Below are 23,660 nucleotides of genomic sequence, written 5' to 3'. Positions count from 1 at the left end.
GTCAGGCTCCCTTGGTGCGCTTCGGCGGGACGGTCAAGGTAAATGGTTGCAGCCCAACGGATTCCGTGGGAGGGCCGGCGTGCGCCAGCCGCTGCGCCCGGCGCGCCTCCTGGTCGGTGGCGGGCGGCAGCGTCTCGCACACCGCGGCGATGGTGTGCTGGTAGGGCGACTTGGCGTCCGCCAGGGCTTCCCGTAACACGTCGATGGGGACGCGGTGCTCGATCAGCAGGCGGCGCCCGGCGTCGGGGTCGACGGTGGCGGCGAATTCGAGGACGACGGGCAGGTAGTCCGGCGCCTCGGCGCGGGGCGGTTCGACGCCCGCGTCGCGGTAGGCGGTGGCGAACGCCAGCATCGCCCGCCCGCGGTTGCGGGTGTCCCCCGCGGTCCAATAAGTCAGGTACATGGTGTTGCGCCGGCGCATGTCGAAGGTCTCGACGTACCCCGTCGCCGCGGCCATCGGTTCGAGGGCGCGCAGGGCCGAGACCGTTCGGCGAAGCAGCGCCGCCGCCGGCCCGCCGATGTGGTCCACGAATTCGCCGACCGTGTCGAGCCGCTCGGCCAGGTGCGAGTCCGGGTAGGCGAGCAGCAGCGATGCCGCCTGCCACACCAGCCGGTCCCGCATCGTCCGGTGGCCCGCGCTTCGGCGAACCTGGGCCAGCAGCCTCATCGCTGCACCGGCTCGGACTCGGGGAACAGGCCCGCCGGCGCGCCGTTGCCGTCCCAATTGAGCAGGTTGACCCGGGAGCGACGAGGGCCGCGCTCCCCGTCCTCGCCGCGCTGGCGCTGTTTGAGGGCGTGGAAGGTCTCCACCGCGACCGGCACCGGGGCCCCGCTGCCCTCGCCGAACGGACCGGATTCGTACATCCCCGGACCGCCCTCGCCCGACAGCGAGCAGCCCATCTCCTCCAGATCCCGGGCCTGCGGGCTGAATGCGGTCGGAATGACGTACCGCTCTTCGTATTTGGCGATCGCGAGCAGCCGGTACATGTCGTAGATCTCTTCTTCGGTCATGCCGACGGCCTGCGGTATGTGGGGCTGGGTGTCCCGGCCGAGGTTGATGTCGCGCATGTAGGAGCGCATCGCGGCCAGCCGGCGCAACACGTCTTCGACGACGCGCGTGTCCCCGGCGGTGAACAGTTCGGCCAGGTATTGCATCGGGATGCGCAGCGCGTCCAGCGCGCCGAACAGGTTGCCCAGCTCCTCGCCGTCGTGCCCGTCGCGGCTGACGGCGTCGACCACCGGCGACAGCGGCGGGATGTACCAGACCATCGGCATGGTGCGGTACTCCGGGTGCAACGGCAGCGCCACCCGGAACTTGTTGATCAGCGCGTACACCGGGGAGCGCTGCGCGGCCTCGATCCACTCGTCGGCGATGCCCTCGGCGCGCGCGGCGGCGATGACCTCGGGATCGCAGGGGTCCAACAGGATCCGGCGCTGCGCCTCGTAGAGGTCTTTGTCGTCTTCCACCGACGCGGCCTCGAGCACCCGGTCGGCGTCGTAGAGGACCAGCCCGAGGTAGCGCAGCCGTCCCACGCACGTCTCTGAGCAGATGGTCGGCAGGCCCACCTCGATGCGGGGGTAGCACAGCGTGCACTTCTCGGCCTTGCCGGTCTTGTGGTTGAAATAAACCTTCTTGTAAGGACATCCGGACACGCACATCCGCCAGCCGCGGCAGCGATCCTGGTCGACGAGCACGATCCCGTCCTCGCTGCGCTTGTACATCGCGCCCGAGGGGCAGGACGCCACGCACGACGGATTGAGGCAGTGCTCGCAGATGCGCGGCAGGTAGAACATGAAGGTCTCTTCGAGCTTGAGGGTGACCTCGTCACTGACCTTCTTCAGAATCGGGTCCCCCGAGAGAATTTCGGGCGAGCCGGCCAGGTTGTCGTCCCAGTTGGGTCCCCACGAGACCTTCATCGGCTCGCCGGTGATCATGCTCTTGGGGGCGGCCGTGGGGAAGGTGTCACCCGCCGGGGCCGTCGTCAGGTTCTCGTAGTCGTAGGTCCACGGCTCGTAGTACTCGTCGATGGTGGGCAGCTTGGGGTTGGCGAAGATCCGCAGCAACTTGCTGATCCGGCCGCCGTCGCGCAACCGCAGCCGGCCCTTCTTGTCCCGGATCCAGCCGCCCCGCCAGCGTTCCTGGTCCTCGTAGGTGCGCGGATACCCTTGACCCGGGCGGGTTTCGACGTTGTTGAACCACACGTACTCGGTACCGCCGCGGTTGGTCCAGGCCTGCTTGCAGGTGACCGAGCAGGTGTGGCAGCCGATGCACTTGTCGAGGTTCATCACCATCGCCAGCTGCGCCATGACCTTCATCTAGTACGTCACCTCCTGGCTGCGGCGCCGCACCACCGTCACCTCGTCGCGCTGGTTTCCGGTGGGGCCCAGGTAGTTGAACGCGAACGAATGCTGCGCGTAGCCACCGGCGAGGTGGCTGGGCTTGATGCGCACGCGGGTCAGCGCGTTGTGGTTGCCGCCGCGCTTGTTGTTGGCCTCGGTGCGCGGGGTGTCGACGGTGCGTTCCTGCACGTGGTAGACGTAGACCACGCCGTCGGGCATCCGGTGGCTGACGATCGCCCGGCACACGTAGATGCCGTTGACGTTCACCGCCTCGACCCAATCGTTGTCGCGCACTCCGATTTTCGCCGCGTCGCCCGGGCTCATCCACATCGTCGGCCCGCCGCGGGACAGCGACAGCATGTACAGGTTGTCCTGGTAGGTGGAGTGGAAAGACCACTTCGAGTGCGGGGTCAGATAACGCACGGTGAGGCCGACGCCGCCTGCGGCGTCCGGGGTGGGGCCCAGCTCCGGCTGGCCGAACAGGCGGGTCATGTCCAGCGGCGGGCGAAAGACGGGCAGCTGCTCGCCGAGTTCCTCCACCCAGTCGTGCGCCAGGTAGAAGTGCATCCGCCCGGTGAGCGTGTGGAACGGTTTGAGGTTCTCGACGTTGATCGTGAACGGCGCGTAGCGGCGCCCGCCGGTCTCGCTGCCGGACCATTCCGCGCTGGTGATCACGGGCACCGGGCGCGCCTGCGTGTCGGCGTAGGTGATGCGGCGCTCCTCGCTGCCCTCGGCCAGGTGCGCCAGCCGCTGACCGGTGCGCTTCTCCAGTTCCCGGAACCCCTCGACGGCCAGCCGGCCATTGGTCGTCCCCGAGAGCAGCAGCAACACGTCGGCCATCCGATTGGCCGTCGTGATCGCCGGGCGCCCCGCCGCCACACCGGAATTCATCACGCCGAACCGGGCGGCCAATTCCTCGACCTCCCGGAAGGGATGTACCGTGACGCCCTTGGTGGTGACCCCGAACTGGTCGACGAGCGGGCCCAGGGTGAGCCACTTGTCATAGATCGCGGCGTAATCCCGTTCCACCACAGTGACTTTGGCCATCGTGCGTCCCGGTACCGGGGTGGTGCCGCCCCGCAGCCAGTCCCGCTCCGTGCCGTCGGGATAGGCCATCGCGTCGGGGGTGTCGTGCTGCAGCGCGGTGAGCACCACGTCGCTGCGGGTGCCCAGATGGTCCTTGGCCATCGCGCTGAACGCGCGAGCGATGGCGCCGAAAGCATCGAAGTCCGAACGGGTTTCCCAGGGCGGATCGGTGGCGGCGCTGAACGCGTGCACGTAGGGGTGCATGTCGGTGCTGGACAGGTCCGCCTTCTCGTACCAGGTCGCGGCCGGCAGCACCACGTCGGATACCAACGTCGTCGAGGTCATCCGGAAATCGATCGACATCATCAAATCGAGCTTGCCCTCGGGTATCTCACCGTCACACGCCACGTCGACGGGGCGCACCCCGTCCTGCGGCGGCTGCGCCTGCGCGTTGGAATCGGTCCCCAGCAGATGACGCAGGAAATATTCGCCGCCCTTGCCCGACGAGCCGATCAGGTTGGCCCGCCAAACGGTGAGTACCCGCGGCCAGTTCACGGGGTTGTCCGGATCGGTCACGGCGAGCTTGAGCGCGCGCCGGCCGAGCTGCTCGGCGACGTACTCGGCGGCGTCCCCGCCCGAGTCGCGCGCCTCGTCGGCGACCTCGAGGCTGGACCGGTCGAACTGCGGGTAGAACGGGCTCCAGCCCATCGCTACCGAAGAGGCCAGCAGGTCGATCGTGTGCTTGCCCGCAAACCTGCCGCGTCCCACCGGGCTGGCGAGCTTGTCGGCGCCGTACCCGTCGTAGCGCCATTGGTCGGTGTGCGCGTACCAGTACGAGGCTCCGGGCACCTGCCGCGGCGGGCGCGACCAGTCGGTGGCCATCGCCATGGTCTGAAAGCCGGTGAGCGGGCGCACCTTTTCCTGGCCGACGTAGTGCGCCCATCCGCCGCCGTTGCGGCCCATCGACCCGGTCAGCATCAACAGCGCCAGCACCGCGCGGTAGATCGTGTCGCTGTGGAACCAGTGGCAGATGCCGCCACCCATGATGATCATCGAGCGCCCGCCGGATTCCTCTGCGCTGCGGGCGAATTCCTTGGCCACGCGGATCGCCTGCCCGGCCGACACGCCGGTGATGGGCTCCTGCCAGGCGGGGGTGTTCTGGTGGGCCGGGTCGTCGTAGCCGGTGGGCCAGTCGCCGGGCAGCCCGGGGCGCGCCACCCCGTACTGGGCGAGGAGCAGGTCAAATACCGTGCACACCAGGTGTTTACCGACGCGGCGCACCGGCACCCCGCGCGCCAGCGTGCCACCCTCGCCGTTCACGGTGTCGAAGCTGGGCAGGTGGACCAGCGCGGTGTCTTGATCGCCGATGCCGCCGGATGCGCCCCGGACACTCAGCGCCGGCGCCAGATCTCCGAGGTCGAGGTTCCACTTTCCGACGCCATCCTCGCCGTAGCGGAATCCCAGCGAGCCCTGAGGCACCACAACAGAATTCGTGGCCTCGTCAACTACCGCCGGTTTGAGCGCGGCATTCTCGACCGTCTCGCCGATGTCCGCGGCCGTGAGGTTTTTGCCGGGCACCAGCATGTCGCCGCGTTCTTCGAGCTTGATCAAAAACGGCAGGTCGGTGTAGCGGCGCGCGAAGTCGGTGAAGAACGGAACCTGGTTACGCACATAGTATTCCGACAGGATCACGTGGCCCATTGCCATTGCCAACGCCCCGTCTGTGCCGGCCGCGCACGGCATCCATTCGTCGGCGAACTTGGTGTTGTCGGCGTAGTCGGGGCTGACGGTCACCACCTTGGTGCCCCGGTAGCGGGCTTCGGCCATCCAATGCGCGTCGGGTGTCCTCGTGATCGGGACGTTGGAACCCCACATCATCAAATACGCTGCGTCCCACCAGTCCCCGGACTCTGGCACATCGGTCTGGTCGCCGAAAACCTGCGGGGAAGCCACCGGAAGATCGGCATACCAATCGTAGAACGACGTCATGGCGCCACCGATCAGCTCATAGAACCGCGAACCGGCGGTGTAGGACACCATCGACATCGCCGGAATCGGCGAGAAGCCCGCAACCCGGTCGGGGCCGTAGGTCTTGATCGTGTGCACGTGGGCCGCCGCGATCAGTTCGGTGGCCTCGGCCCAACTGATCCGCACCAGCCCGCCCTTGCCGCGCGCCCGCTGATAGCGGCGGCGGCGCTCCGGATCGGCCTGAATGTCGGCCCAGGCCAGCACGGGGTCCCCCAGCCGCGCCTTGGCCTCCCGGAACATCTCGACCAGCACGCCGCGGGCGTACGGGTAACGCACCCGGGTGGGCGAGTAGCTGTACCAGGAGAACGACGCACCCCGCGGGCAACCGCGCGGTTCGTACTCGGGCCGGTCCGGGCCCACCGAGGGATAGTCGGTCTGCTGGGTCTCCCAGGTGATGATCCCGTCCTTGACGTAGATCTTCCACGAGCACGATCCGGTGCAGTTCACCCCGTGCGTGGACCGGACCACCTTGTCGTGGCTCCACCTGTCGCGGTAGAAAACGTCGCCTTCGCGGCCACCCCGCCTGGTGACGGTGCGCAAATCGGAGGAGAACTCGCCCGGGGTGAAGAATCGCCCACTGCGTTCCAGTAGCTCCTCGAGCGGTCCACCAATGTGCGGTGTGACGGTCAAGAAAAAAGCCTCCTATTAGATCCGCGTCGAAACCCGCCGTTGGTTCCGAGTGCTCGGAACCCGCAGCGGGCGTTAGGGAAAACCGGTGCCGTCATGCCGCGTTTTCTCGACACCGCGACGCGCGGCCCGGCATGGCGGCCAGGGCCACACCGTGCGAACTGGCGTCGGGATCGCTTTCGGCATGCACATCGACGTTACGGTTTTTCGGGGCTTGTACCTTCCGATTTCACGCGTGTCCGCTGCGATAGCGCTGAAGGTTGCCTGCATGCAGCCTGTGGACTTGTTATGAGCCCGCTCACAGCGCTTTGGCCAGGTCCTCCAGCCAGCCGCGGTCCGCGGGCACCCAGTCGACATCGTGCAGTTCCGCCGCCGTGACCCACCGCAGCGCCTGGTGGTCGCGCGGGTGGGGTTCCCCGCGCAGCAGCCGAACCCGATAGGCCCGCAACGTGGTCTTTTCATTCAGCGCGATGTCGGCCCCCAGGCGCTCGCCCACCGCGATGTCGCCGCGTTGCAGGCCCAGCTCCTCGACCAGCTCTCGGGCCAGCGCGTCGGGCTCGGTTTCGCCGGGCGCGACCTTGCCGCCGGGCAGTTCCCAGCGCCCGGCCAGCTCCGGCGGCCGGACGCGCTGCGCGACCAACACCGTGGGGCCGCAGATGACCGCTGCGGCGACGACGATCTGGGTCGGCATGGCCAGTGACGGTATACCGTCGGGGTATGGCTGTGTTAACGGATGAGCAAGTAGACGCCGCACTGCCCGAACTCAACGGATGGGAGCGCTCCGGGGGCGCCCTGCGCCGGTCGGTCAAGTTCCCGACGTTTCTCGACGGCATCGACGCGGTGCGCCGGGTGGCCGAGCACGCCGAGAGCAAGGACCATCACCCGGACATCGATATCCGTTGGCGGACGGTGACTTTCGCCTTGGTCACGCATTCCGCGGGCGGCATCACGCAGAACGACGTCGACATGGCGCGCGACATCGACGGGATCGTCGGGGACTAATCCGTAGACCCGGCCTCGCGCCGGCCGGTGGCCACGACCCAGATCAGCGTCGCCATCGCCGCCACGATGTAGGCCAACCCGGCCCACGCCAGGTACCACGGCCGGCTTATCTGCCAGATGCTCGGTTGCGCGAAGCTCAGCAACCAGGGCACGCCGACGATCGTGAGCGCCAACCAGCCCCACCCCACGACGCGGGCGCCCGGCCGCTCGCGCGGCGGCCCGTGAATCGCCCAGACCATCAACGGCACCAGCCATACCCAGTGGTGCGACCACGAGATCGGCGAGAGCAACAGCCCGAACAACTCGACCACCAGCAACTTGCCCAGCCGATCGGACCCGTCGAGCGCCCGCCAGGCCAGCAGGGCCAGCACGGCGGTGACGGAGATGGCGGCCAGGACCAGCGGACCGAAGCCGGCGTCATGGCCGAGGATCCGGGAGATGCCGCCGCGCCAGGATTGATTGAACGACGTGGCGATCGGCCCGACGCGGTGCGCATCGCCGAGCAACTTGGTGAAGTAGTAGCGGGTCTGATCCCCCACGATCAGAACCGACACGCCGATGGTCGCCAGGAACACGACCGCCGAGAATGCAGCCGCCGGCCAACGTCGAACGCCGACCAGGTAGACGCCGGAGATCGCGGGGGTCAACTTGATCCCGGCCGCCACGCCGATCAGCAGCCCCGATAGCCACCACCGCGAGGTGGCGACCGCGCACAGGACCGCCAGCATGAGCAGCACGTTGACCTGTCCGTAGTCGAACGTGCTGCGCAGCGGCTCGATCCAGAGCGCGACCGCCGTCCACGCCATCGCCACGCGCTGACCGGCATCGGCGGGGACGCCCATGATGCGCTGGCTGACCCGGATCGCGCCGTACAACGCGGCCATCGTCGCGACCTGCCACAGGAAAGCGACCGGGCCGAAGGGCAACAGGTGCAGCGGGTAGAAGACGACCGCCGCGAACGGCGGATAGGTGAACGGCAGCGGGAAGTCGGGGGTCTGGTCGGCGTACACGTAGCTGTACAGCGTGCCGGGATGGTCGATCGCGGCCGCGCCGCCGAGGTAGACGTGCAGGTCGACGAAGTTCGCGCCGTTGGGCACGAGGTAGGTCCAGGCCAGCCGCGCGAGGACGCTCACGGCCAGCAGCGCCGGTGCGGCCGCCTGAAGCGGGCCCGCCAGCCGCCGGTGGAACGGGACCGCCGGGGCGGCGGTCGAGGTGGTGTCTATGCGCCCGACTTTAGCGATCACGGTGCCCGCCCGGTCACCGCCGTCACTCGTATCGGTAACGATCGAATAAATGCCACACGTGTCACTTGAGTCACACGAGTATCAAAGTAACTTCGGCCGCGGACCCGTCGTCGATCACCAGGGAGAGTCATGCCAACCATCTGGACCTATTTGCGAGCGACCGCCGTCGTAGTCGGTTCGTCCGCCGCCCTACTGACGGGCGGTATCGCCCACGCCGACCCCGTGCCGGCCCCGCCCGTGCCGAACATTCCGCAGCAGCTGATCAGTTCGGCGGCCAACGCGCCCCAGATCCTGCAAAACCTCGCGACCGCGCTCGGCGCGACGCCCCCGGCGGCCCCGGCCGCTCCCGGCATCACGTTCCCGGGGTTGCCCTCGGCGACTTCGCCCGCGTCGCCTTCGGCGGGCATGCCGTCGATCCCGGGGCTCACCTCGCCCGCCGCGCCCACGGCTCCCTCGGCAACGTCGGCGATCCCGGGGCTCGGCTCGATCCCGGGCCTGACGCAGCAGGCGCCGGCGGCACCCGCCGCCCCGGCCGCGCCGTCCATTCCGGGCCTGCCGGCGATCCCCGGGCTGTCGGCACCGGCGGCGCCCGCGACGCCCCCGGCCCCGCAGATCCCCCAGGCGAAGGTCGACATGCCGGCGCTGCCGTCCGGCCTGCCGGTCAGCGTGCCGGCGCAGCTGACGCTTCCGCAGGACCTGACGGCGCTCGCCACCGGACAGGCCCCGGCCGCCCCGGCCGCACCGGCCGCCCCGGCGGCGACCCTGCCGTCGCTCACCAACCCGATGGCGCCGCTGCTCTCGGCGATCCCCTGAGCATTCCGTTAATCGGCAAACCCACAACCTAGACCGGAGGGCATCGTGGTAAGCACTCGGAATCTGTCCAAAGGGTTGGCCGCTGTCGTCACGGCGTCGGCTGCCGCGCTCGGGTTCTGCCCGGGCGCGGCCGCCGACCCGGCGGCGCCGCTGCCGACACCGCAGGCGAACTCCAGCCAGCAACTACCGGGCCTGCCGGCGCTTTCGGAGCTGAGCCCGATCATCCAGCAAGCGGCCAGCAACCCCGGGCAGGCGACTCAGCTGCTCATGGCCGCCGCGCAAGCTTTCACCCACAGCCCGACGGCGCCCAACGAGGCCAAAAACGTTGCGGCGTCGGTGAATCACTTCGTGGCCGAGCCGGGCTCGCCGGTTCCCGGTGCGCCGGCGCCCGGGCCGGGTGTCGCCACCCCGCCCGACACCGCGCCGGTGCAACACGTGCCGCCGGCGGGCATCGAGCCCGGCTTCCAGTCGCACCTGCCGCCGGGCATCGATCCGGCTCACGCCGCCGGTCCCGGCCCGGTCGCGGCGCCTGCGCCCGCACGCCCGCACCGGCACCGGCCCCCGCGCCCGGTGCCGCGCCCTCCGCGTCGCCCGATTTCGGCCCGGACGCCCCGCCCACGCAGGACTTCATGTATCCCTCGATCGGCACCAATTGCCTTGCGGACGGCAGTAGTGCGATCGCGACCGCCCTGTCGGTGGCGGGCCCGGCGAAGATTCCGACGCCAGGACCCGGGCCCGGCCAGACCGCCTATGTGTTCACCGCGGTCGGCACGCCGGGGCCCGCCGAGGTGCAGAAGCTGCCGCTGAACGTGACCTGGGTGAATCTGACCACCGGCAAGTCCGGGACGGTCACGCTCAAGCCGCGCACCGACATCAACGGGGACGGTCCGACGACGCTGACGGCGATCGTGGACACCGGCTCGGGCAGCATCATGTCGACGATCTTCGGACAGGTCACCACCAAGGAAAAGCAGTGCCAGTTCATGCCCACCATCGGCTCGACGGTGGTGCCGTAGGCGGCGGACCCGGTTCAGGGGTGCCAGTCGGGCGTGCGGCCGAGGTGGCTGAGAATGCGGTCGAGGTCGGTCGCGTCGCCGGGCGCGGCCACGGCCGGCCCGAACGGTGCGCCGTCGGTGGTGCGGTCGTCGCCATCCGGAACGACGAGCACGAGGGGTAGCGCGGCGGCCAAAACGTCGTCGGGGAGCGCGAATTGGGCGCCGACGCTGCGGGCGACATCCCAGCCGTGCGCCACGTAGTCGACAAAGTGGAAGCCGATCGCGACCGCGCCGGGAAAACTCGCCCCGGGGCCGAACTCGGGCAACGCGAACGTCGCGTCGAGCACCCCGTCGTCGGCGAACGCATCGAGCACGTCGGCGGCGGCCGCGGCGTAGGTGCCGGCGGGATCGGCCGCTACGGCGTCGGCCACCCGGTCCGGCGCCCAGAGGGTCGGGCTGTCCCCGCCGCCACGCGCGGCCGCGGCGAACCCGTGATGCTGCACGGTCATGTGGGAGAGCAGGTCGTGCAGGTTCCAGCCCGCGCAGGGCGTCGGCCGGCCCAGATCGTCGCGGGTGACCGCCGCGACGACGTCGACGGACGCCTGCACGGCGGTTCGGTGTGGGGAACGGACATCGGGAATAGTATGCATTAGCATACGATAGGTAGCTGCATATCATCTGTCAACGGCTACGCTTCCACCATGGCACCGACGGCACGGCGTCCCGATCTCGCCGCGATGATGGGGCCGCTGGTTCGCGAGATGATCGCCGCCGAGATTCCCGTGCTGGCAGCGCATGGATTGTCGATGTGGGGTTACGTCGTGCTGAATGCGCTTGATCGTTCGCCGGTTCGCAGTCAGGCGGCGCTCGCGGAGGCGATCGGCGCCGACAAGACACGCATCATCCCCACCCTCGACGAGCTGCAAAGCCGGGGTTTTATCGAGCGCCGCCCCGACCCCGACGACCGCCGAGTGCGGCTGCTTGCGCTCACCGAGGCCGGCCGGACCGCGAAAGACGCCGCGCAGCAAGACATTCAGCGCGGCGAAGAGCGCTGGCTCGCAACGCTGTCGGCCGATGACCGCCGCGTGTTCCTGCGCGTGCTGCGTCAGCTGTCGGACACGCGCGGCGGCTGACTAGTACGCCATGAACAAGATGGCGTCGCGGTCGTACTCGAGGCCTGGGTGGGCACTGGCGAGGTGGGACTGCGTCAATTCGACCAGTTCGTCCTCGTCCTTGCCGACGATGGCTTCGCCACACGGACACGTAATGTGTGTCTTCACGGTGCCGCCTTTCCCTTCGCTGCTGCTTTCATCTGCTTTTTGTGCGACCGCACCTTCCCGAGGGACTGCGCGTCGACGATGTCCGCGACGGACAGGTGGCTTCCGGCCTTGCCGAAGTCACCGGCCGCCTCCCGCCAACCCGCCGGCGTCACGCCGTACTGCTTGCCGAGCAGCGCCAGGAAGATCTTGGCCTTCTGCTCGCCGAAACCGGGCAGCCCCTTGAGCCGCCGCAGCAGTTCGTGCCCGTCGGGCGCCCCGGCGGTCCACAACCCGGCCGCGTCACCGTCGTAGCGGTCCACGATGATCTGCGCCAGGGCCTGGATACGCTTGGCCATCGATCCCGGGAACCGATGCACCGCAGGCCTTTCCGAGCACAGCGCGGCGAACTTGTCCGGGTCGTAGTCTGCGATCTGGGCGGCGTCCAGGCCGCCCATCCGGTCCGCGATCTTCTTCGGGCCGGCGAAGGCCGTCTCGAACGGAACCTGTTGGTCCAGGAGCATGCCGACAAGCAACGCGAACGGGTCGTCGTCCAGCAGCGCGTCGGCGGCCGGGTCTTGAGCGAGGCAAAGTTTCACTGTCAACGACCTTCCTTCCGCTGAACACCCTACGACCGGGACCGCTCGGTTCGACAGCGACCACCGCAACGCCGGGTTATCGTGGCGCGGTGGTCGATGAAGCCGGATTGACACTGCTGCTCGCCCGGGACGAACTGCATCGGCTCGTCAATGCCTATTGCCGGGCCGTCGACCGCGCCGACTATGAAGCGCTCCGGGATCTCTACCACCCCGACGCGACCGACGCGCACGGCTCGTTCTCGACGGGCGGCGTCGAAGAGTTCATCGCGCAGCTACGGGCGGCGGAACCGTATGTGCGTGTGTCCCAACACAACATCACCACGACGAACTTCGTGATCGACGGCGATTGGGCCCGCGGCGAGATCTACTGCCTGGTCTTTCACACCTTCGCCGGCCCCGACCACGACTCCGACGTCGTCATCGGCGGCCGGTACCTGGACGAGTACACCAAACACGACGGTCGGTGGAAGTTCAGCCAACGCACCATCGTGGCGGACTGGGCGTACCGAAACGACCCGTCCCACGTGGACTTCGGACACCCCAGCACCCGAGGGAGCCTGCGCGGCCAGCCGGGCCAGGCCGACCCATCGATCGCCCTGTTCGCGCCGCCCCAAGCCTGAGAGTGGGATTCTGTCGGGGTGAGCCTGCAAGACGAACCGGCGGAATCCAGCCGCTACCTGCTGTTCGCGAACCCGGATGGATTCGCCTACAAGCAGCGCGCGCTCCAAGACGACGCGGTCAAGACATTCGCCGAGCAACCGCTGCTGGCCATCGACGTGGGCGGAGATTCGGTCTCGATCGTTGACCCGGCCAGCAAGGCGGTGATCGGCTCCGTGGCGATTCGGGAGGTCACCGCGACACCGGGGATTTACGCACCCGTGGACCACTCGTCCGAATCCAACAGGAAGCTGTACAAGCAGCCGCTGCTGCTCCTCGAGTCACCCGGCGTGCTGGACGTGCGGATCGGAGTCCTGCCGATGCGCGTCTCGACGTGGACCGGTCACCAGTTCCGGTATGCCTGGAGCCGAAAGGCACGGCCACTCGATTTGGACCATGCGTATCGACTCGATCGGGTGGAACGCGGGCCCATCTACGTGGTCACGGACGCCGAATGGCGCAGCCTCGTCGAGACATTCGGCTTGGGGACCCTCGCGGTCGACGAGTATGCCTCGGGTGCGCTCGACAGCGAAGAAAAATTCATGAAGGTGCTCGGGATCGCGTTTGGCGCGTTGATATTGGTTGCTACGACGGCGTTTTTCGTGTGGTTCGTGTGGGCAATCGTCACCGGGCATATCCACCATCACCAGCACTGACCGCCGCGCGGACGGCCCGCGCCGGTTACCCCCGAATCACCCGCTCTTGCGGCGGAATTCGCGACGATTTTCCACCGGGCCGTGCGCCCGCGAGTGCTTGTCGCCACCGTCTTTGTGATCGGACGTGCCCGCCGACTTGGCCTTCTTGCGGTCGAGGGCCTCACGAAACTTGCGCTTAGTGTCGTCCTCGTTCTGGGGGTTCGATTCGGCCATACCGGCAGCCTAGCCTGCCCGGCCCGGCCTGGCTTGTGGTTTTATCGCTTGCCCGGCGGCATGCCGTAGACGTGCGAGATGCGCAGCGTCATCACCACCCGCCGGTCGGTGACCATCGCCTGCCGGTAGTCGTCCCAGTCCGGATGCTCACCGGCGATGTTGCGATACAAGGCAATCAGCGCCTCGACGGTGTCATCGTCGGGCGCGGCCGCCGGGGGGGTCAGTTCCGCGGTGCCCTCGGCGACGGCATAGGACCATCCGTCGTCGGCGTCGACCAGGATCGAAGCCCGCGGGTCGCGGCGCAGGTTGCGGGTCTTGGCCCGGGGCTCCGTGATGGACACCCGCACCACCATCTCCCGCGGGTCGAAGTGATAGCTCACGTTCGAGAGCTGGGGCCGCCCGTCGCGCTTGATGGTGGCCAGCACCCCGAGGGAGTTCCCACTGATCACGGCCAACAGTTTGTCGTCGAAGACTTGGCGTCCCATGGGAGAAAGCCTACGTCGTGGTGAAATCGGGGCATGACCACATATGCGGCGTTCCTGCGCGGCGTCAACGTCGGCGGCGTCAACCTCAAGATGGCCGAGGTCGCGGGTGCGTTGACCGAGGCCGGGTTCAGCAAGGTCCGCACGATCTTGGCCAGCGGCAACGTGCTGCTGGACTCGTCGGCCGGGGCGGCTGGGGTTACTGAGATGCGCAAGAAGGCCGAAGCCGCGCTGCGCGAGAGGTTCGGCTACGACGCGTGGGTGCTGGTGTACGACCTCGAGACGGTGCGCGCCGTCGTCGACGCCTATCCGTTCGACCGCGAGGTCGACGGGTATCAGTCCTACGTCACCTTCGTCGCCGATGCGGCCGTGCTGGACGAGCTCGCGGGGCTGAAGGCGGGCGCCGGCGAGAAGATCGCCCGTGGTGACGGCGTGCTGTATTGGCAGGTTCCCAAGGGCAGCACGCTGGACAGCACGATCGGCAAGACGATGGGCAACGCCCGCTACAAATCCTCGACGACGACCCGCAACCTGCGCACCCTGGCCAAGGTGTTGCGCTAACACAAGGCGCGCCAAGGGCGCTCAGTCGTCCGGCACGTTGGTCAAATAGCGCATCGCGTCGGACTTGGTCAGCCCCAACGCCTTGGCCACGTCGACGTACTCCTTGGCCGCGGCGGCCATCGCCGCGTCGGTGGGATCGAAGCGGGAGATGAAAGTGCCGAAGCGCCCACGCGTTTCGACGATCGCCGCGGACTCGAGCTCGCGGTAGGCGCGGGCCACCGTGTTTGCCGCGACGCCCAGCTGCCCCGCCAGGTCACGCACCGTCGGGAGGCGGGAACCGGGCGGCAACGCGCCGGCCCGGACCCCGTCGATGACCTGGGTCCTGAGCTGGTCGAACAGGGGTTTGCCCGCCTTGACATCGACCTTCAGCCAATCCCGCAGCTCCACGTCTTCAGTATGTCCCAACCACGACTATGTTTGTGGGATGCGAGTAACTGTGCTCAGCGGCGCGGGGATCTCCGCGGAAAGCGGAGTGCCCACCTTCCGTGACGACAAGAACGGACTGTGGGCCCGCTTCGATCCCTACGAGCTGTCCAGCACGCAAGGCTGGCACAAGAACCCCGAACGGGTCTGGGGCTGGTATCTGTGGCGCCACTACCTGGTCGCCGACGTCGAACCCAACGCCGGGCACCGCGCGATCGCCGCCTGGCAAGACCACGCCGAGGTCACCGTCGTCACCCAGAACGTCGACGACCTGCACGAGCGCGCCGGTAGCACCGCGGTGCACCACCTGCACGGAAGCCTTTTCGAATTCCGTTGCGACCGTTGCGATATGGACTACACCGGGCCGCTCCCCCGAATGGCAGAGCCGGCGCTGGAGGTCGAACCCCCGGTGTGCCACTGCGGCGGCCTGATCCGGCCCGACATCGTGTGGTTCGGGGAGGCCCTGCCCGACGAGCCGTGGCAGCGCGCGGTCGAGGCGACGCAGTCGGCCGACGTGATGGTGGTGGTGGGTACCTCGGCGATCGTCTACCCGGCGGCCGGCCTGCCGGACCTGGCGCTGTCGCGCGGCACCATCGTCGTCGAGGTCAATCCCGAGCCGACACCGCTGACGCGGAGCGCGACGATCAGCATCCGCGAGGGTGCCAGCCAGGCGCTGCCCGAGCTGCTGCAGCGGTTGCCCGCGCTGCTGAAGTAGACCTTCGGCGAGCCCGCGCACACGTCGCGATTCGCCGCCGAGGCGCCCGCTGAGCGCAGTCTCGGCGCCGAAAAGCTAAGGCCGGCGCGCCCGGCCCAGCGCCAATTCCGACACCGGCAGCGGCGCCCACACCGGCAGCGTCCACTCCCGCCGTGACGTGTCCATCTGGAACCCCGCGTCGATGATGGCGCGCTCGGTGTTGCGGTGGGTATGGCAGTTGCCGAACAGCCTCGGCCACAACGTCGCATCGGCGAACCGCTGCACGCGGCCCCGCCCGCCGGCGCTGGCCACATGCTCGAGAAAACGCAGCTCCCCGCCCGGGCGCAGCATCGAATAAACCCGCCGCAGCACGCCGGCGGGGGCGCGCACCGAGCACAGGACCAGCGAGCACACCACCACGTCGAACGGCTCCTCGTCGCTGAACGCCTCCGCGGTCTGCCCGATGACCTCGACCGGCACCGGCGCCGCGGCCGCCGCGGCGCGGGCATGGACGGCCAGGCGCGGCTCGGGCTCGACCGCGACGACCTTCTCGACCGAAGGCGGATAGTTGGCGAAGTTCGTCCCGGCCCCCGCCCCGATCTCCAGCACGCGGCCCGACAGGCCGGCCACGTTCTCACGGCGCAGGGCCCGCACCGCCGGCGCCTCGTGGGCGGCGACGACAGGCCAGATGCGCGCGAAAAACGGATGGTCGATGGTGGATTCCACTACCTGCGTCATACCCGAGTGCCCTCCTGCGGCCGATGCGTCGCGACCCATGCCGCCAACCTCTGCGGTGTGGCGTCCCGACCGCAGTACCCGATCACCAATTGCCCGCAGAATACAGATGACAGCACCCGGTCCGCGAACGCCTCGGCTTCGCCGAACGGCAGGTGCGGCTTGGCGATCAGCATGGCCGCCACTCCGTGCAGCGCGCTCCAGAGCTCCAAGGCGACGGTGGTCGGGTCGCCCGGGCGGTAGGTGCCGTCGTCCATCAGCCTCTGCACGGTGGCGCGGATGTGCTTGAACGCCGAGCCGTTCAGCGTCGTATCGACGCTGCTTCCCGAGCGCCACTCGCCCATCGTGGCGATCCGGTACAACGCCGGGGTTGCGACCGCGAACCGGATATAGGCCAGCCCCTGGGCGCGCAGCGCCTCAACCGGTGAAGTGTGCTCCCCGGCCAGCCGCCGCATCTCGGGGTCCAGCTTTTCGAAGTAGCGCGCACACACCGCGTCCAACAGGGCGTCCTTGTCGGCGAAATGCAGATAGATCGACGGCGGCGTGACGCCGACGCGCTGAGCCACCGAACGGATCGACACCGATCGGGCGTGACCCGTTTCCAACAGGAGCTCGGTGGCCGCCGACAATATCTCGTCGTGAAGCCGCTCGCCGGAACCACGGGGGGCACGGGCCCGACGGAGACCCTCGACCGACACGTCAACCAATATTGGTCACCGACTCCCGGACCGGGCGCCCGTTGTGCTGCACCGCTTCCGCGGCCGGCTCGGCGTGCACGGCCATCGCGGAGGGTGCCTCGCTGATGCCGAACCGTTCATGCAGTCGCGCCAAAGGCTTTGGCGCCCACCAGTTCCAGCGGCCCATCACGTGCATGAACGCCGGGACGAGGACCATGCGCACCAGCGTCGCGTCGGCGAACACGGCCAGGGTCAGGCCCAGGCCGAACATCCGCATGAACGAAACGTGGGCGGCGATCAGCGCCGCGAACGACATCGACATCACCAACGCCGCCGCGGTGATCACCCGTCCGGTGCGGGCGACGCCGTGCGCCACCGCCTCGTCGTTGGCTGCGTGCGCCTCCTTCGCCGTCGGCTTTGCCGGTCGGTACTCCAGCCAGTACTCCCGGATGCGGGAGATCAGGAACACCTCGTAGTCCATCGACAGCCCAAAGGCGATGCAGAACAGCAGTACCGGCATGTTGGCCACCAGCGTTCCGCTCGGGGTCGTCCACAGCGCGCCGAGATGGCCGTCCTGGAAAATCCACACGAGCGCACCGAACGCCGCGCTCAGCGACAACACGTTGCACATCAGCGCCTTCAGCGGCAGCACCACGCTGCCGGTGAGCAGGAACAGCAGCACGAACGTCACGGCGGCCATCAGGCCCAGCACCAGCGGAAGCCGGTCGGTCACCGCGTCGACGCTGTCCCGGTTGACCTGTGCGACCCCACCCATTTCCACCGATCGGCCGCCGGGGCCGCGCACTTCGTGCAACCGCTTGAGCTGAGTGTCGTTGGCTTGGGTAAACAGCGGCGCGTTGCTGCTCACGGTCAAAAAGGCGCTGCCGGCGGCCAGCCCGGTGGGCGCGGCCGGTGGTCCAACCTTGTTTCCGCCGACGAAGGTTCCGTCCGGCGCCGACACGCCAGACACGTCGGGGACCCGCGACAGGTCCGCGGCGTAATCGTCCAAAGCCGCCGGGCTCAATCCGCGGACGTCGGGGACGACGACCGGGACGGCGGTCGCGGAGTCGTGTGCGAAACCGGTGCGCAGCTCGTCGCCGACCTGGTGCGACGACGCCGACGTCGGCAGCACCCGGTCGTCGGGGAAACCCCACTTCACCGAGAAGAACGGCAGCCCGAGCAACAGCAGCAGCGCCATCACGCCCAGCCCGATCGGCGCCCAGCGGCGCATCACGAACTTGCTGGACCGGTACCAGAACCACTCCTCGACCGGCCGGTGCAACGGGTCGGGCCGGCGCAGGGCGTGGCGGATCAGCCGGCGAACGTCCAGCGAGTTCAACCGCGGTCCCAGGAGCACGATCGCGGCCGGGGTCACCACGATGGACGCGGCGGCGACGAACGCCACCGTGGCCACGCCGGCGTAGGCGAACGACTTCAGGAAGTACATCGGGAACGCCACCGTCGCCAGCATCGACAACGCCACGGTGACCGCCGAGAACAGCACCGTGCGACCCGAGGTGGCCATCGTTCGGATGAGCGCCTCATGGGGATCGCTGCCCTCGGCCAATTCGTCGCGGTAGCGGCTGACGATCAGCAGGGTGTAGTCGATGGCCAGCGCCAAGCCCAGGGCGGTGCTCAGGTTCAGCGCGAAGATCGACACCTCGGTGGTGAAGGTGATGAGCCGCAGCACCGTCATCGAGCCGACGACGGCCAGCGCCCCGAGCGCCATCGGCAGCGCCGCCGCCAGCAACCCACCGAACACCCAGATCAGCACCAGGAAGCTCAGCGGCAGCGCGATCATCTCCATGACCACCAGGTCTTCCTGGTTCTGCTTGTTGATCTGGGCGTACTGCATCGCCGGCCCGCCGGCGCGCACGGTGACGCCGTCGCGGTCGTGGACGAATTGGTCCGCCAGGGTCTGCGCGTTGCTCTGCGCGAAGTTTTCGCCGCCCTTGAGGTTGATGACGATCAGCCCCGACTTACCGTCCTTGCTGACCAGGTCGGCGGCGGCCTGCGGCGGCGCGGTCCAGGCCGTGGTCACGTTGTACACCAGCGGCGACCCCTGCACATCGCGGGCGAGGTCCGTGCCCACCTTGCGCGCCTGTTCGCTGTTGGCACCCGCGGGCGAGGTCACCATGATCAGCATCTGCTGGCCGCTCTGCCCGAACTTGTCGGTCAGGATCCCGATGGCGTGGGCCGATTCCGAGTTCGGGTCTTGGAACCCGCCCGGGGACAGGCTCTTGGCGACGGGTAGGCCGAAGACGGCGGCGCCGATAAAGACCAGGACCGCGATCGCGATGATTCTTCGTGGAGCCGCTATGGCCAGTCGCGCGATCGCTTGCAGCATTTTCCCCGGTCCTCCCACCGCCGGCCGGCCAGGCTGGCCGCCCCCAATCCGCGGTAACTTATCAGCGATAACTGACAGGTGTAAAACAACACTACCCATTAGTACGGTTCGGCGCGGCCGGATGGTTCAAAACCGCGCGGCACTAAAGAGCGCGGCAAGAAAAGTGGTCCGCAACCAAGCCGCTCAGGGGGCCACGACCCCGCTTACCCGCTGGAAACCTACCCGCCGGTAAATTGCCATCATTTTCCGAATCGGGACTCAATGAATCCTTAGAGGCGGCCCATACGCTCAGTGTCATGTGGATCGACGACTCGAGCGCAGACGTCATCAAAGCTGACTTCGACGCCCTCTACCACGGCGACATGCTGGTGGAAGGCGAGACCTCGGAGCAGCTCGAAGACTGGCACCCGCTGCAGACGGCGAGCTGACCGTCATGAGCGTATTAGCGCGGCTTCTCATGGCCGAACCCGCCGTCAGTCGATGGTTCCGTCGATAGCCACTGGTCTTGCTTACGAACGAAAGCCCCCCGCTCACCGCGGGGGGCTTTCGTTTGCGCTAGTGGCGATCGCGAGCGCGGCGTAGCCGGGCGAAGCGGGTCGCCACAATCGAAACAGTGGCGATCGCGAGCGCGGCGTAGCCGGGCGAAGCGGGTCGCCACAATCGAAACAGTGGCGATCGCGAGCGCGGCGTAGCCGGGCGAAGCGGGTCGCCACAATCGAAACAGTGGCGATCGCGAGCGCGGCGTAGCCGGGCGAAGCGGGTCGCCACAATCGAAACAGTGGCGATCGCAAGCGCGGCGTAGCCGGGCGAAGCGGGTCGCCACAATCGAAACAGTGGCGATCGCGAGCGCGGCGTAGCCGGGCGAAGCGGGTCGCCACAATCGAAACAGTGGCGATCGCAAGCGCGGCGTAGCCGGGCGAAGCGGGTGGCCACAATCGAAACAGTGGCGATCGCGAGCGCGGCGTAGCCGGGCGAAGCGGGTCGCCACAATCGAAACAGTGGCGATCGCAAGCGCGGCGTAGCCGGGCGAAGCGGGTCGCCACAATCGAAACAGTGGCGATCGCGAGCGCGGCGTAGCCGGGCGAAGCGGGTCGCCACAATCGAAACAGTGGCGATCGCGAGCGCGGCGTAGCCGGGCGAAGCGGGTCGCCACAATCGAAACAGTGGCGATCGCGAGCGCGGCGTAGCCGGGCGAAGCGGGTCGCCACAATCGAAACAGTGGCGATCGCAAGCGCGGCGTAGCCGGGCGAAGCGGGTCGCCACAATCGAAACAGTGGCGATCGCGAGCGCGGCGTAGCCGGGCGAAGCGGGTCGCCACAATCGAAACAGTGGCGATCGCAAGCGCGGCGTAGCCGGGCGAAGCGGGTGGCCACAATCGAAACAGTGGCGATCGCAAGCGCGGCGTAGCCGGGCGAAGCGGGTGGCCACGATCGGGACTAGCGGGGGGCCATGCGGATGGCGCCGTCGAGCCGGATGACCTCGCCGTTGAGCATCGGGTTCTCGATGATGTGGACGGCCAGGGCGCCGTACTCGTCGGGGTCACCCAGCCGGGCCGGATGCGGAACCTGCTTGCCCAGCGACTTCTGCGCCTCCTCGGGCAACGACCCCAGCAGCGGGGTCTTGAACAACCCCGGCGCGATCGTCACCACCCGGATGAGTTCGCGCGACAGGTCGCGCGCGATTGGTAGCGTCATGCCCACGACGCCGCCCTTGGACGCCGAGTAGGCGGCCTGGCCGATCTGGCCCTCGAACGCGGCGACCGAGGCGGTGTTGATGATGACGCCGCGCTCCTGCTTGTCCGGGGGACCGACCGGCTCCGTCTTGGCGATGCGCTCGGCGGCCAGCCGCAGCACGTTGAACGTGCCGATCAGGTTGACCCCGATCACCTTCTTGAACCCGTCCAGCGGGAACGGGCCGTCCTTGGACAGCGTCTTGATGGCGTTGCCGATGCCGGCGCAATTGACGTTGATGCGCAGCGGGCCCAGCGACTCGGCCACGTCGAGCGCGGCGGAAACGGCAGCCTCGTCGGTGACGTCGGCCTCCGCGAAACGCGCCCGGTCGCCGAGCTCGCGGATCGCCTCTTCACCGCGGAGGTCGATCACCACCACCTGCGCCCCGGCGTCGAGCAGCCGCTTGGTGGTGGCCAGGCCCAGTCCCGACGCTCCCCCGGTGACGACGGCGACGGCGTCTTTGATCTCCATGCGTGTCCTTCCCTCACGTCCAGCCAACCAGTTGGTTGGGGACTATACCCAGTCCTCGAGCACCGCTTCGATGGCGGTCACCGGCGCGGCCGGGCGTGGCGTGCCCGGCGCGGTCCTGGAGAACCGCGGCGCGGGCAACGGCTGCAGGGCCCCGTTGACCTCGTAGAACGTGTCGCGCTCGGTGATGTGCGGCTCGGTCTGCACCTCGCCGAAGGCCAGCACCGGCGTCACGCAGGCGTCGGAGTCGGCGAACGCCTTCGCCCAGTGGTCGCGGTCGTGGCCGGCAAACTTCTCGGTCAGTATCGCCCGCAGCTCGGGCCACCGCGTGACGTCGTTCTGCGGTGGCAGGTCGGCCCCGTCCAAGCCCAGCCCGGCGAGCATCGCCGCGTAGAACTGTGGCTCGATTGCGCCGACGGCGACGTAGCGGCCGTCGGCGCACTCGTAAGTGTCGTAGTAGGGGGCGCCGCCGTCGAGCATGTTGGTGCCGCGCACGTCCGTCCACATTCCCGAGGCACGCATCTGCCACATCATCTGGATCAGCACGCTGGAACCGTCGACCATCGCGGCGTCGATGACCTGACCCTTGCCGGAGCTCTGCCGCTCCCACAGCGCGGACAGGATGCCGACCAACAGGAACATCGAGCCGCCGCCGAAATCGCCGACCAGGTTCAGCGGCGGCACCGGCCGCTCGTTCGCCCGGCCGATCGCGTGCAGGATCCCGTTCAGCGAGATGTAGTTGATGTCGTGGCCCGCCTGCTGACTGCGCGGGCCGGTCTGACCCCAGCCGGTCATCCGGGCGTAGACCAGTCGCTCGTTGACCTTCGAGCAGTCCTCCGGGCCCAGGCCGAGCCGCTCGGTGACGCCGGGACGGTAGCCCTCGATCAAGACGTCGGCCTTCGCGACGAGCTTGAGCACGAGTTCGCGGCCCGCTTCGGACTTGAGGTCGGCGGTCACGATGCGGCGGTTGCGGCTCATGGCGTCCTTCGCCACGCCACCGGGTCCCTTGCTGGGCCGGTCGATGCGCACCACGTCGGCGCCCAGATCGCCCAGGATCATCGCGGCATGTGGGCCGGGCCCGATGCCGGCCAGCTCGACTACCCGCAGTCCTTGCAGCGGTCCCGCCATGATGTTGCCCCTTCGTCCGCTTTGACGTCGTTGGCATCTTCTCAGCCGCACTCGACGGTCGCGCAGCCCGGTCACCTAGTGTGAGGCGCATGCCGGATTCTGGAATCGCCACGCTCGCACCGGTTGCTGGTCTCGACGTCGCGCTGACCGACGGCGTGCTGTCGCTGACCATCAACCGCCCCGACAGCCTGAACTCCCTGACTATCCCGGTGATCACCGGCATCGCCGACGCGTTGGAACACGCGGCCACCGACCCGGCGGTCAGGGTGGTGCGACTGGGCGGCGCGGGCCGCGGCTTCAGTTCCGGAGCGGGCATCAGCGCCGACGACATGGCCGGCAGCGGCGGGGTTCCGCCGGACGAGATCGTGTTGGAGATCAACCGGCTGGTGCGGGCCATCGCCGCGGTGCCGCACCCGGTGGTCGCGGTGGTTCAGGGACCGGCGGCCGGCGTGGGCGTCTCCATCGCCCTGGCCTGTGATGTCGTATTGGCCTCCGACAAAGCGTTTTTCATGCTCGCCTTTACCAAGATCGGTTTGATGCCCGACGGCGGCGCGTCGGCGTTGATCGCGGCCGCGGTGGGCCGGATCCGGGCGATGCGCATGGCGCTGCTGCCCGAGCGATTGCCGGCCACCGAGGCCCTGGCGTGGGGGCTGGTCAGCGCGGTCTATCCGGCGGACGACTTCGAGGCCGAGGTGGACAAGGTGATCGCACGGTTGTTGGCCGGCCCGGCGGTGGCGTTCGCCAGGACCAAGCAGGCGATCAACGCGGCCACACTCACCGAGTTGGACGCCGCCCTGGATCGTGAATACGAAGGGCAGTCGCGGCTGCTGGTTTCGCACGACTTCAAGGAGGGCACCACGGCTTTCCAGGAGCGCCGCGCCCCCAACTTCACCGACGACTGACAGGCTTACCCCGGCCAGAACCGGCAATCCTTCCCCTTGTTGGTTCCGAATAAGACC

25 protein-coding genes and 1 pseudogene are annotated in these 23,660 nt (G+C 68.4%); 10 read left to right on the top strand and 16 right to left on the bottom strand.

The window, feature by feature from the left end; translation table 11 throughout:
- Window position 1 precedes the first annotated feature (1 nt).
- The 4 genes from narJ to MTAB308_RS23555 form a co-directional block, all read right to left on the bottom strand.
- The gene (gene narJ / locus MTAB308_RS23570; protein ID WP_077102615.1) at window positions 2-667 is read right to left on the bottom strand and encodes a nitrate reductase molybdenum cofactor assembly chaperone; all 666 of its coding nucleotides are present in this window, start codon (window positions 665-667) and stop codon (window positions 2-4) included.
- Window positions 664-2,316 (bottom strand): nitrate reductase subunit beta, encoded by a 1,653-nt coding sequence (gene narH / locus MTAB308_RS23565; protein WP_077102613.1) that lies wholly within the window; start codon window positions 2,314-2,316, stop codon window positions 664-666. Before narH ends, narJ begins: the two co-directional genes overlap by 4 nt.
- Complete coding sequence (locus MTAB308_RS23560) at window positions 2,317-6,024, bottom strand: nitrate reductase subunit alpha (protein WP_077102611.1); 3,708 nt, start codon at window positions 6,022-6,024, stop codon at window positions 2,317-2,319.
- 295 nt (window positions 6,025-6,319) lie between these two features.
- Window positions 6,320-6,712: a (deoxy)nucleoside triphosphate pyrophosphohydrolase gene (locus MTAB308_RS23555; RefSeq protein WP_077102610.1), complete on the bottom strand. Its 393-nt coding sequence runs from the start codon at window positions 6,710-6,712 to the stop codon at window positions 6,320-6,322.
- A gap of 26 nt (window positions 6,713-6,738) precedes the next feature.
- On the opposite strand from MTAB308_RS23555, the gene MTAB308_RS23550 reads away from it, so the two are divergent.
- Entirely contained in the window at window positions 6,739-7,023 is a 285-nt protein-coding gene (locus MTAB308_RS23550) for a 4a-hydroxytetrahydrobiopterin dehydratase (protein WP_077102609.1), read from the top strand.
- Here the strand turns inward: MTAB308_RS23550 and MTAB308_RS23545 are convergent.
- Complete coding sequence (locus MTAB308_RS23545) at window positions 7,020-8,309, bottom strand: mannosyltransferase (protein ID WP_077102608.1); 1,290 nt, start codon at window positions 8,307-8,309, stop codon at window positions 7,020-7,022. The genes MTAB308_RS23550 and MTAB308_RS23545 overlap by 4 nt on opposite strands.
- A gap of 87 nt (window positions 8,310-8,396) precedes the next feature.
- Between MTAB308_RS23545 and MTAB308_RS23540 the strand changes: the two genes are divergently transcribed.
- Both MTAB308_RS23540 and MTAB308_RS23535 read left to right on the top strand, forming a co-directional pair.
- The gene (locus MTAB308_RS23540) at window positions 8,397-9,080 is read left to right on the top strand and encodes a hypothetical protein (RefSeq protein WP_077102607.1); all 684 of its coding nucleotides are present in this window, start codon (window positions 8,397-8,399) and stop codon (window positions 9,078-9,080) included.
- A gap of 45 nt (window positions 9,081-9,125) precedes the next feature.
- Window positions 9,126-10,096 (top strand): annotated as a pseudogene (locus MTAB308_RS23535) (Rv1157c family protein).
- Between the two features lie 14 nt (window positions 10,097-10,110).
- Here MTAB308_RS23535 and MTAB308_RS23530 read toward each other — a convergent pair.
- Window positions 10,111-10,725, bottom strand: a complete 615-nt coding sequence (locus tag MTAB308_RS23530; RefSeq protein WP_173842221.1) for a TIGR03086 family metal-binding protein — start codon at window positions 10,723-10,725, stop codon at window positions 10,111-10,113.
- 51 nt (window positions 10,726-10,776) lie between these two features.
- On the opposite strand from MTAB308_RS23530, the gene MTAB308_RS23525 reads away from it, so the two are divergent.
- Window positions 10,777-11,208, top strand: a complete 432-nt coding sequence (locus MTAB308_RS23525) for a MarR family winged helix-turn-helix transcriptional regulator (RefSeq protein ID WP_077102605.1) — start codon at window positions 10,777-10,779, stop codon at window positions 11,206-11,208.
- Here the strand turns inward: MTAB308_RS23525 and MTAB308_RS23520 are convergent, their stop codons facing one another.
- A complete protein-coding gene (locus tag MTAB308_RS23520; protein WP_077102604.1) occupies window positions 11,209-11,355 on the bottom strand; it encodes a DUF1059 domain-containing protein in 147 nt (48 codons plus the stop codon).
- On the bottom strand, window positions 11,352-11,930 hold the full coding sequence (locus MTAB308_RS23515) for an HhH-GPD-type base excision DNA repair protein (protein ID WP_077102603.1): 579 nt from the start codon (window positions 11,928-11,930) through the stop codon (window positions 11,352-11,354). Before MTAB308_RS23515 ends, MTAB308_RS23520 begins: the two co-directional genes overlap by 4 nt.
- A gap of 89 nt (window positions 11,931-12,019) precedes the next feature.
- Here MTAB308_RS23515 and MTAB308_RS23510 point away from each other — a divergent pair, with 89 nt between their 5' ends.
- Both MTAB308_RS23510 and MTAB308_RS23505 read left to right on the top strand, forming a co-directional pair.
- Entirely contained in the window at window positions 12,020-12,550 is a 531-nt protein-coding gene (locus MTAB308_RS23510) for a nuclear transport factor 2 family protein (protein WP_077102602.1), read from the top strand.
- Between the two features lie 18 nt (window positions 12,551-12,568).
- The gene (locus MTAB308_RS23505) at window positions 12,569-13,243 is read left to right on the top strand and encodes a hypothetical protein (protein WP_077102601.1); all 675 of its coding nucleotides are present in this window, start codon (window positions 12,569-12,571) and stop codon (window positions 13,241-13,243) included.
- A gap of 36 nt (window positions 13,244-13,279) precedes the next feature.
- On the opposite strand, the gene MTAB308_RS29075 is transcribed toward MTAB308_RS23505, so the two are convergent.
- Complete coding sequence (locus tag MTAB308_RS29075) at window positions 13,280-13,456, bottom strand: DUF5302 domain-containing protein (protein ID WP_157901005.1); 177 nt, start codon at window positions 13,454-13,456, stop codon at window positions 13,280-13,282.
- Between the two features lie 41 nt (window positions 13,457-13,497).
- Complete coding sequence (locus MTAB308_RS23500; RefSeq protein ID WP_066972163.1) at window positions 13,498-13,941, bottom strand: PPOX class F420-dependent oxidoreductase; 444 nt, start codon at window positions 13,939-13,941, stop codon at window positions 13,498-13,500.
- 33 nt (window positions 13,942-13,974) lie between these two features.
- Here MTAB308_RS23500 and MTAB308_RS23495 point away from each other — a divergent pair, with 33 nt between their 5' ends.
- The gene (locus MTAB308_RS23495) at window positions 13,975-14,499 is read left to right on the top strand and encodes a DUF1697 domain-containing protein (RefSeq protein ID WP_077102600.1); all 525 of its coding nucleotides are present in this window, start codon (window positions 13,975-13,977) and stop codon (window positions 14,497-14,499) included.
- 21 nt (window positions 14,500-14,520) lie between these two features.
- On the opposite strand, the gene MTAB308_RS23490 is transcribed toward MTAB308_RS23495, so the two are convergent.
- Window positions 14,521-14,886 carry an Rv1152 family transcriptional regulator gene (locus tag MTAB308_RS23490; RefSeq protein WP_066914931.1) on the bottom strand — a complete coding sequence of 122 codons (366 nt, stop codon included), beginning with the start codon at window positions 14,884-14,886 and terminating at the stop codon, window positions 14,521-14,523.
- Between the two features lie 37 nt (window positions 14,887-14,923).
- Between MTAB308_RS23490 and MTAB308_RS23485 the strand changes: the two genes are divergently transcribed.
- The gene (locus MTAB308_RS23485) at window positions 14,924-15,637 is read left to right on the top strand and encodes an NAD-dependent deacylase (RefSeq protein WP_077102599.1); all 714 of its coding nucleotides are present in this window, start codon (window positions 14,924-14,926) and stop codon (window positions 15,635-15,637) included.
- A 75-nt stretch (window positions 15,638-15,712) separates the two neighbouring features.
- Here MTAB308_RS23485 and MTAB308_RS23480 read toward each other — a convergent pair whose 3' ends face one another.
- The 3 genes from MTAB308_RS23480 to MTAB308_RS23470 are packed head-to-tail and all read right to left on the bottom strand — an operon-like array spanning window position 15,713 to window position 19,375.
- Window positions 15,713-16,354 carry a class I SAM-dependent methyltransferase gene (locus MTAB308_RS23480; RefSeq protein WP_077102598.1) on the bottom strand — a complete coding sequence of 214 codons (642 nt, stop codon included), beginning with the start codon at window positions 16,352-16,354 and terminating at the stop codon, window positions 15,713-15,715.
- The gene (locus MTAB308_RS23475; RefSeq protein ID WP_077102597.1) at window positions 16,351-17,049 is read right to left on the bottom strand and encodes a TetR/AcrR family transcriptional regulator; all 699 of its coding nucleotides are present in this window, start codon (window positions 17,047-17,049) and stop codon (window positions 16,351-16,353) included. The genes MTAB308_RS23480 and MTAB308_RS23475 overlap by 4 nt, the downstream gene beginning before the upstream one ends.
- A gap of 1 nt (window position 17,050) precedes the next feature.
- Entirely contained in the window at window positions 17,051-19,375 is a 2,325-nt protein-coding gene (locus MTAB308_RS23470; protein WP_077102596.1) for an MMPL family transporter, read from the bottom strand.
- A gap of 296 nt (window positions 19,376-19,671) precedes the next feature.
- On the opposite strand from MTAB308_RS23470, the gene MTAB308_RS30350 reads away from it, so the two are divergent.
- A complete protein-coding gene (locus tag MTAB308_RS30350) occupies window positions 19,672-19,803 on the top strand; it encodes a hypothetical protein (RefSeq protein ID WP_255361745.1) in 132 nt (43 codons plus the stop codon).
- Between the two features lie 1,008 nt (window positions 19,804-20,811).
- Here MTAB308_RS30350 and MTAB308_RS23455 read toward each other — a convergent pair.
- Both MTAB308_RS23455 and MTAB308_RS23450 read right to left on the bottom strand, forming a co-directional pair.
- Window positions 20,812-21,576, bottom strand: coding sequence for a 3-hydroxyacyl-CoA dehydrogenase (locus MTAB308_RS23455; RefSeq protein ID WP_077102595.1), 765 nt, complete (start codon window positions 21,574-21,576; stop codon window positions 20,812-20,814).
- Between the two features lie 42 nt (window positions 21,577-21,618).
- Window positions 21,619-22,701 carry a CaiB/BaiF CoA transferase family protein gene (locus tag MTAB308_RS23450; RefSeq protein WP_077102594.1) on the bottom strand — a complete coding sequence of 361 codons (1,083 nt, stop codon included), beginning with the start codon at window positions 22,699-22,701 and terminating at the stop codon, window positions 21,619-21,621.
- Window positions 22,702-22,790: 89 nt separating this feature from the next.
- Here MTAB308_RS23450 and MTAB308_RS23445 point away from each other — a divergent pair, with 89 nt between their 5' ends.
- Window positions 22,791-23,603 (top strand): enoyl-CoA hydratase, encoded by an 813-nt coding sequence (locus tag MTAB308_RS23445; RefSeq protein ID WP_077102593.1) that lies wholly within the window; start codon window positions 22,791-22,793, stop codon window positions 23,601-23,603.
- Window positions 23,604-23,660: the final 57 nt, after the last annotated feature.

The sequence above is a fragment of the Mycobacterium terramassiliense genome (genome assembly GCF_900157385.1).
GTDB classification, from domain to species: Bacteria; Actinomycetota; Actinomycetes; order Mycobacteriales; family Mycobacteriaceae; genus Mycobacterium; species Mycobacterium terramassiliense.
The sequence above is the reverse complement of the archived record's forward strand: the minus strand, read 5'-3'. Positions and strand labels throughout refer to the sequence as shown.

Bases quoted from the DNA above. Each gene is read 5' to 3' on its own strand.
- MTAB308_RS23445 (WP_077102593.1), top strand. From the start codon at position 22,791: ATGCCGGATTCTGGAATCGCCACGCTCGCACCGGTTGCTGGTCTCGAC.
- MTAB308_RS23495 (WP_077102600.1), top strand. From the start codon at position 13,975: ATGACCACATATGCGGCGTTCCTGCGCGGCGTCAACGTCGGCGGCGTC.
- MTAB308_RS23450 (WP_077102594.1), bottom strand. From the start codon at position 22,701: ATGGCGGGACCGCTGCAAGGACTGCGGGTAGTCGAGCTGGCCGGCATC.
- MTAB308_RS30350 (WP_255361745.1), top strand. From the start codon at position 19,672: ATGTGGATCGACGACTCGAGCGCAGACGTCATCAAAGCTGACTTCGAC.
- MTAB308_RS23485 (WP_077102599.1), top strand. From the start codon at position 14,924: ATGCGAGTAACTGTGCTCAGCGGCGCGGGGATCTCCGCGGAAAGCGGA.
- MTAB308_RS23540 (WP_077102607.1), top strand. From the start codon at position 8,397: ATGCCAACCATCTGGACCTATTTGCGAGCGACCGCCGTCGTAGTCGGT.
- MTAB308_RS23480 (WP_077102598.1), bottom strand. From the start codon at position 16,354: ATGACGCAGGTAGTGGAATCCACCATCGACCATCCGTTTTTCGCGCGC.
- MTAB308_RS29075 (WP_157901005.1), bottom strand. From the start codon at position 13,456: ATGGCCGAATCGAACCCCCAGAACGAGGACGACACTAAGCGCAAGTTT.
- MTAB308_RS23455 (WP_077102595.1), bottom strand. From the start codon at position 21,576: ATGGAGATCAAAGACGCCGTCGCCGTCGTCACCGGGGGAGCGTCGGGA.
- MTAB308_RS23555 (WP_077102610.1), bottom strand. From the start codon at position 6,712: ATGCCGACCCAGATCGTCGTCGCCGCAGCGGTCATCTGCGGCCCCACG.
- MTAB308_RS23550 (WP_077102609.1), top strand. From the start codon at position 6,739: ATGGCTGTGTTAACGGATGAGCAAGTAGACGCCGCACTGCCCGAACTC.
- narJ (WP_077102615.1), bottom strand. From the start codon at position 667: ATGAGGCTGCTGGCCCAGGTTCGCCGAAGCGCGGGCCACCGGACGATG.
- MTAB308_RS23470 (WP_077102596.1), bottom strand. From the start codon at position 19,375: ATGCTGCAAGCGATCGCGCGACTGGCCATAGCGGCTCCACGAAGAATC.
- MTAB308_RS23530 (WP_173842221.1), bottom strand. From the start codon at position 10,725: ATGCATACTATTCCCGATGTCCGTTCCCCACACCGAACCGCCGTGCAG.
- MTAB308_RS23525 (WP_077102605.1), top strand. From the start codon at position 10,777: ATGGCACCGACGGCACGGCGTCCCGATCTCGCCGCGATGATGGGGCCG.
- narH (WP_077102613.1), bottom strand. From the start codon at position 2,316: ATGAAGGTCATGGCGCAGCTGGCGATGGTGATGAACCTCGACAAGTGC.
- MTAB308_RS23500 (WP_066972163.1), bottom strand. From the start codon at position 13,941: ATGGGACGCCAAGTCTTCGACGACAAACTGTTGGCCGTGATCAGTGGG.